Raw genomic sequence first — 5,852 nt, 5'->3', positions numbered from 1 at the left:
CCCCCCCGCCCGGCGCCCCCCCCCCCCCCCCCGCGCGGGGGGGGCGGGGGGGGGGGGGGGGGGGGGGGGGGGCCCGGGCCCCCCCCCCCCCCCCCCGGCGCCGTGGCAGGGGCGGGCTCGCTTGCCCTCGGGATCGGCATCGCCGTGTACGGCGGCCTGGGCACCCCGGCCGACGACACGGGCACGCACATCCCGGCGGCGGCCTCCTGGCAAGGCACCTCCCCCTTGGCGGCCACGCCCGCTGTCACACGCCCCCTGGCCCGGTCTGAGCCGGTCCGGGTCCGCATGGCGGCCGCGGGCGTGGACACAGGGCCGCTGCTGCGACTCGGTCTACGCAGCGACGGGAGCGTGCAGGTGCCCTCTGTCACCCAGGCGGACCGCATGGGCTGGTACGCCGGAGCGGTCACTCCAGGGGAGCGTGGGCCGGCCGTGCTCATCGGCCACTTCGATACCGTCGAGGGCCCAGCCGTGCTGCGCGACATCTCCCGTACACGCCCCGGGGACACGATCCTGGTTGACCGGGCGGACGGCACGCGCGCCGAGTTCACCGTCCGGGAGCTGCAACAGATCCCCAAGAGTCACTTTCCCACCGAGCGGGTCTACGGCGACACCAGCACAGCCGCCCTGCGCGTCGTCACCTGTGGCGGTTCCCTCGCCGACGGCCACAGGCCCGACAACGTCATCGTCTATGCGGAGTTGACCCGAACCACATGACTACCCAGCACGCACTTCCGTCCCGCACCCGCACCGCCCGATGTTCCTGCGTCGCCGCACTGGCCTCCGCCGCGCTGCTGGTCAGCGCATGTTCGTCGCCCGACGACTCTTCCGCAAAGGCCACGCCGAGCGCTGCCTCCGCCTCCACCGGTGCCCGCACGAGCCTTTTCGCGCAGACCGCAGACTCGTTGAACGTACCGCGCGGGGGCCGACTGGCCGTCCCCGTGACCTTCGGGTGGAAGGGCGCGCGCCCGGCGGCAGGGGCCGAGCTGAGGATGACCGTGAAGAACGGATTCACCTGGGCGGCCGTCGCCAGCAGGGGTACGCGCGTAAACCGGTCAACGGTGAGCATCACCTACGGCGACCTGCCCAAGTCCGGTACGACCAAGGCTCGTTTGCAGGCGCCCGACGGCGCGTGGGAAGCCTCGAAGCCCGCGCTGAGCGTCGAACTGGTCGAGAAGGGCGCGGCCGGCGGTTCCGCCTCGGGCGGCAGTATCAGTGCGACCAAGGCCGTGGAAAGGGAGGCCGACGTGGATCTGTTCATGTTCCCGCCGCCCCGCGCCTCGAAGCCGGATGCGGAGGGAGTGGTCACGTACGACTTCGACTACGGCAACCAGGGCTCGCAGCCCGCCAAGGGGACGATCCGGCTCAAGCCCTTCCCGGGTTACTCGCTGCACGGGCGGCCCAAGGGGTGCGCCATGCCCGCCAAGGACGGAACCGTCACGTGCAATCTCGGGGAAATCCCGGCGGAGGCCACCTTCACTTTCAAGGTCAAGGTCCCCAAGGAAGCCACCGGCATTCCGGAGGCCGTGCGGTACGGCATCCAGCCAGCCGGCTCGACCGATGCCCATCCTCTCAACAACGACGGCATACGGTTCGTCGAGATCAACCGCTGACTCGGTGACCACGTGGGACGGACCGGCTCCTTGGCCCGGTCCGTCCCACGCAGCCGTACGGGGGTGGTCTCGGCCAACACCTGCCATGAGTGGGGCATCAGCCCCCGCTGGACCAGACCCTGGCGCCCCCAGACCAACGGCAAAGCCGAACGCTTCCAGTGCGCCACGAGGCGCTCTGTCATATCCCCGGCATAGCTGGGAGGAAACCGAGGGGAGGTTCCTGGGCCTAATGGCTTACCTGGATCCGAAAGGTGAAGGGGACCAGAGCATGCCAGGAAACCAGCAGCCGGGCTCAGATGTCAGGGGCGGCGTACTGGGAAGGCCCGCGTGATATGGCGAAGGCTTGATTGCTTGAATCCCAATCTCCAGGAGATGGAAGTTCACATCCGCCGGAAAGACATCTGAAACCAGCGCCAGCCCTGCGGAGTTCGCGTTGAACGGACTCCGCAACTCTCGGGGCAAGGAGCGATACCTAGTGCTGGGCAGTCCGCCCGTCGCGCCGCACTGATCACCGGAGGTCGCGTACGCCTTTTCCGTGTTGGAGCGATCGGGGATCGTTGGCTGGGTCGGCGGCGTAGGTGGTCCAATCGCCTGCGGAAAGCCACTGCCAGGCGACGGCGACGTCGGTGTGGATGCCCAGGACGCGGGCGAGTATCGCGGCGGGGATCTCGGTGGCGAGCTGGAAGAGCGCGGTGCTGCGGGCCTGGTTGGGCCGGATTCCGAGCTGATTGAGGCGTTGCGCCAGCTGTTTGGCGCTGATCGGCCGTCCGGGCTGTCCGCCGGGGAAAAGCCATTGAGACGGTGTCAGGGCGCCGATGGTCGCGTGGCCCTTGCGGTTCTCCGTGATGGTGCGGGCGAGGTGGGCGACGGGCTCGGGCAACTGGACGGGGGCGTCGCCGAGGGGGAGAGTTGACACCGGCGGCCCTTGAATGCGTTGGCCCTGTGCGCCGAGGCGTTGTCCAGTCGTGGACTGGCCACGGCCTGCACATGAACATCGGTCCCTCGGCTGGCCGGGAGCCGACCCGCTCCCGAGAGCCCTCCCGGCACCACGTGAGACCCACCGAGCACCCTGACCTGTGGAAACGTCAAACAGACAGGTGCCGCTCAAGTCGCCGCCATCCCCCCGGGACTGCCAATGGCTCCTCGAACACCACCTGCCCGAAGGCGACCGGCGATGACACAACGCCCCCTCGTCTACCTCTACGACCGCTCCGCCGCACTTCACTCCCGGCGCCTGCTGCACCTGCGCCTCATCGGCTGCCGCACCACCGCCGCCCGGCACGGATGGGACGTCGCCGGCGTCTGGACCGACCGCGGCGCCGACGCCCTGAGCGATCTGCTGAGCGAGCGCCCGCCTTCCTGCACCTCGTGCGCCAGATGACCGCCGACGCGGATACGGCCTACCGACAGCGCATGTGCCTGGTGCACAGCTGGGGCCGCCTGACCGCCGCCCGCAGCAGCAGGACGGTGTTCCAGGGGCACATCGCCGACGGCGCCCCTCGATGGTGAGGGGCGCGTTCCGATGCGTCACGCAGCGGGACCAGGTGCGGAGGGCCGCTTGGTGATGTCCCGCTGGGAGATGGCCTCTGCCACCTCGTCGAGGGCGGTGCGGAGGGAGGCACCGTATGCGTCCTGGGGGAGGTTGGGGGCATGCTCTTGGGTTGTATTGATGTGCTCGGTAACCGCCTTGAAGGAGCCGATCTCCGACCACAGGTTCAGGAGCTTGTGGCGGGCGGAAACGGTGTCGCCCGTTCGACCTTCGACGACGGCTTGGCCGATGGCTTCCATGGTCGGATCAGGGCTGGCAGGTGTGGTGGTCATGAGGTTCCTCGTCGTCGTTCTCAGGCTGAGTGGTCGAACTTGATGGGCATGGCCAGGGTGGTGAGATCGCAGTACGACGTGTTCGTCGGGGTGCTCTTCCAGAACCCGCAGCAGCAGGTCCTTCGAGACCGTCGCGCGGGTGGTGACCTCGTCCAGGGACTCAAGCATCAGACGGTGGTCGGGGAACTCCTCAGACAGCGTCCGGCAGTGCCGGTCCTCCCGCTCGGGCATTCGCAGCCAGATCCCGTGCGGCACCGCTTCGATGCGGATCAGCGCACTGCGCCGGACGTCGGTTACTGCAGCCCGGAGGTCGTCGCCGTCGACTGTGCCGACCCAGGTCTGCTCCGCTGGCCGCGCTGGCACCAGGGTCCGAATGGAGAGCCGGTACCGGTCGGTCGCCGTCAGGGCGATTGCCTCGTCACTCGCCTCGATGTGCAGGCCGGCGAGCACCGCCATCCCCGGCTCGTGCGCGGTCGCGGCCAGAACCTGCTCGACCGCATCTGCCAGCAGGGGACCCTTCAGCGTGGCGATCAGCAGACCGGGGACGTTGCCGCCGAGCGCGGACTTGATGACCGCCGCCTTCCGCCGCGCCGCCGCCGCATCCCCTTCGATCTTGGCGACATGCTCGTCGAGCAGCCGTGCCGCCTCGTCCGCCCCGGCGGCAAGGACCGCCTCGACCGCCGCCAGCGGCATGGCGATCTCGCGGAGCTGACGCAGTGTGGTCGCCCGCTCCAGCTGGGCGGCGGCGTAGTAGCGGTAGCCCGTGACCGGGTCTACGTCGGCAGGCGGCAGTGGCCCGGAGTCGGCGTAGAACCGCAACGCGCTGGAGGTCAGGCCACTGCGCTGGGCGAAGACGCCGATCGGCATCAGCTCGGAATTTGGCACCTCGCCATCATTGAGCTTCAACCAACTTGAAGGTCAACATCGACGTGGCGCGTCACCAACGTCGTGGCCAGCAACACCTAGTCATCTGCGATCCCGCGTTGCCAGGCGCGGTGGGTGGCTTCGCGGCGGCGGGCCTTTGGGGCGCACTTGTAGCACAGCCACCCCTCCTCGACGGCCAGCACGGTGCCGTTGCGGCAGCGTTCGTTGGCGCAGGTCGTTCGGGCTGGTTCGAAGACGATGCCGAACGGCCCGCGGTCGCCCGTGCGGGGTGAGGGCAGAGCCGCGTCGAGGGGGCGTTGGTGCAGGATGTGGGAGTCGTGATGCATGGCGCTGAAGTGGATCCATTCCGGTGCCACCGCGTCGGGTGCGGTGCTCTTCCAATGGATCGGGCAGCGTTGCTTGACCCATCGCTGGAGCGCGTCGAAGTCCAGGGCGTTGAGGCCGTAGACCCACATGGTGTCGCCAGCGGCGAGGACCTGCTGGCCGTGCCGCCCGGTCACCGACGGGATGTCGATCTCCTCCCAGGCGCCTTCGGGGTCGTCCTCCGCTCGCACCGCCGTGCCGCACCGGGCTCCCTGGGAGAGGGCGACGCAGCACAGGTCCTGCACCGTGGTCGGGGCCAGCCACAGGCCGACGGCATGCCGCACGATGTGCCGCTCGGTGCCCTCTTCGACGGCGATGTGCTGCTCGGCGACGACCGTCTCGTCGATGTCCTTGGCCTCGCGGGGGACGAACTGCCCGGTGTCGATTGCCTTGCGGGTGTGCACAGCCAGGACGCGGCGTACGTCCTCCAGCTCCCGGTCCGCATCGGTGTGCTCCGCCATCGGGCACACCGCGGGATGAGGGAGCCGGCAGGCACCCTGGGCCCCCGGGTTCAGGTAGGCGACGCCGTTGTCGACCTGCCACCGCTGCCGCGGCATGACCCGCGCCGCGGGAAATTCCACAGGGACCAGGGGGATCCGACCGCCGTCGAAGCGGTCGAAGTACTCCATCGCGTGGCCGCAATATACGCAGCAGTCCTGCGCGGTTCGCCGCAACGTTTTCGAAGCGCTGGAACCCCAAACTCGCATGTTCCGAGACGTCCACGTATCGCGGCGACTTCCGTCCCAGTTGAAATCTGACGCCTCATCAGCCATATGGATACAGATAGCACTTCGAGATGCCTGAAACTGCAAGACAGAAGGAATTTCACTCAGCCGAAGGAAGCAACCATCAATCGTCGCGGACGGTAAACACGAAAGAGTGAAATGGTGAGGCTTGGAGCGCTGAGTCCTGGAACAGGGAAGTAGATCCTGCTGCCATCTACGGCGATGGCCGCCAGCTGTGTCGGCCCGGCGAGCCTGCCGTTTAGCCCCGTGGCGAAGGCAGGCGATGAGCCCCAGGTGCCAGCGCATCAACACATCTGCCGAACTCCCTTCCGAGCGAAGGCGCGGACGGGCACGGGCCCACTTCCGCGTCGCCCACGGCCTGTCGAACGCCATGTTGTTCCCCGCTGTGACCGCTTTCTCCGTGCATGCGGCGCCCGGTCGCTACGCC

At 68.7% G+C, this 5,852-nt stretch carries 7 protein-coding genes; 4 read left to right on the top strand and 3 right to left on the bottom strand.

Features of this window, described 5'->3' with window-relative positions; translation table 11 throughout:
• The first annotated feature begins 102 nt into the window (after window positions 1-102).
• Window positions 103-714 carry a class F sortase gene (locus ACFWWQ_RS01330; RefSeq protein WP_384588189.1) on the top strand — a complete coding sequence of 204 codons (612 nt, stop codon included), beginning with the start codon at window positions 103-105 and terminating at the stop codon, window positions 712-714.
• A complete protein-coding gene (locus ACFWWQ_RS01325) occupies window positions 711-1,610 on the top strand; it encodes a hypothetical protein (RefSeq protein WP_384588186.1) in 900 nt (299 codons plus the stop codon). The genes ACFWWQ_RS01330 and ACFWWQ_RS01325 overlap by 4 nt, the downstream gene beginning before the upstream one ends.
• A 508-nt stretch (window positions 1,611-2,118) precedes the next feature.
• Here the strand turns inward: ACFWWQ_RS01325 and ACFWWQ_RS01320 are convergent.
• Complete coding sequence (locus ACFWWQ_RS01320) at window positions 2,119-2,526, bottom strand: hypothetical protein (protein ID WP_384588183.1); 408 nt, start codon at window positions 2,524-2,526, stop codon at window positions 2,119-2,121.
• Between the two features lie 258 nt (window positions 2,527-2,784).
• Between ACFWWQ_RS01320 and ACFWWQ_RS01315 the strand changes: the two genes are divergently transcribed.
• Window positions 2,785-2,991 (top strand): hypothetical protein, encoded by a 207-nt coding sequence (locus tag ACFWWQ_RS01315; protein WP_384588180.1) that lies wholly within the window; start codon window positions 2,785-2,787, stop codon window positions 2,989-2,991.
• Complete coding sequence (locus tag ACFWWQ_RS01310) at window positions 2,979-3,119, top strand: hypothetical protein (protein WP_384588177.1); 141 nt, start codon at window positions 2,979-2,981, stop codon at window positions 3,117-3,119. The genes ACFWWQ_RS01315 and ACFWWQ_RS01310 overlap by 13 nt, the downstream gene beginning before the upstream one ends.
• Window positions 3,120-3,137: 18 nt before the next feature.
• Here the strand turns inward: ACFWWQ_RS01310 and ACFWWQ_RS01305 are convergent, their stop codons facing one another.
• Both ACFWWQ_RS01305 and ACFWWQ_RS01300 read right to left on the bottom strand, forming a co-directional pair.
• A complete protein-coding gene (locus ACFWWQ_RS01305; RefSeq protein ID WP_384588846.1) occupies window positions 3,138-4,316 on the bottom strand; it encodes a MerR family transcriptional regulator in 1,179 nt (392 codons plus the stop codon).
• 77 nt (window positions 4,317-4,393) lie between these two features.
• Complete coding sequence (locus ACFWWQ_RS01300; RefSeq protein ID WP_384588174.1) at window positions 4,394-5,386, bottom strand: DUF6083 domain-containing protein; 993 nt, start codon at window positions 5,384-5,386, stop codon at window positions 4,394-4,396.
• Window positions 5,387-5,852: the final 466 nt, after the last annotated feature.

Origin of the sequence: Streptomyces sp. NPDC059080, assembly GCF_042739975.1 — a bacterium.
GTDB classification, from domain to species: Bacteria; Actinomycetota; Actinomycetes; order Streptomycetales; family Streptomycetaceae; genus Streptomyces; species Streptomyces benahoarensis.
Note: the sequence above shows the minus strand (reverse complement) of the source record. Positions and strands in the feature narration are given on the sequence as shown.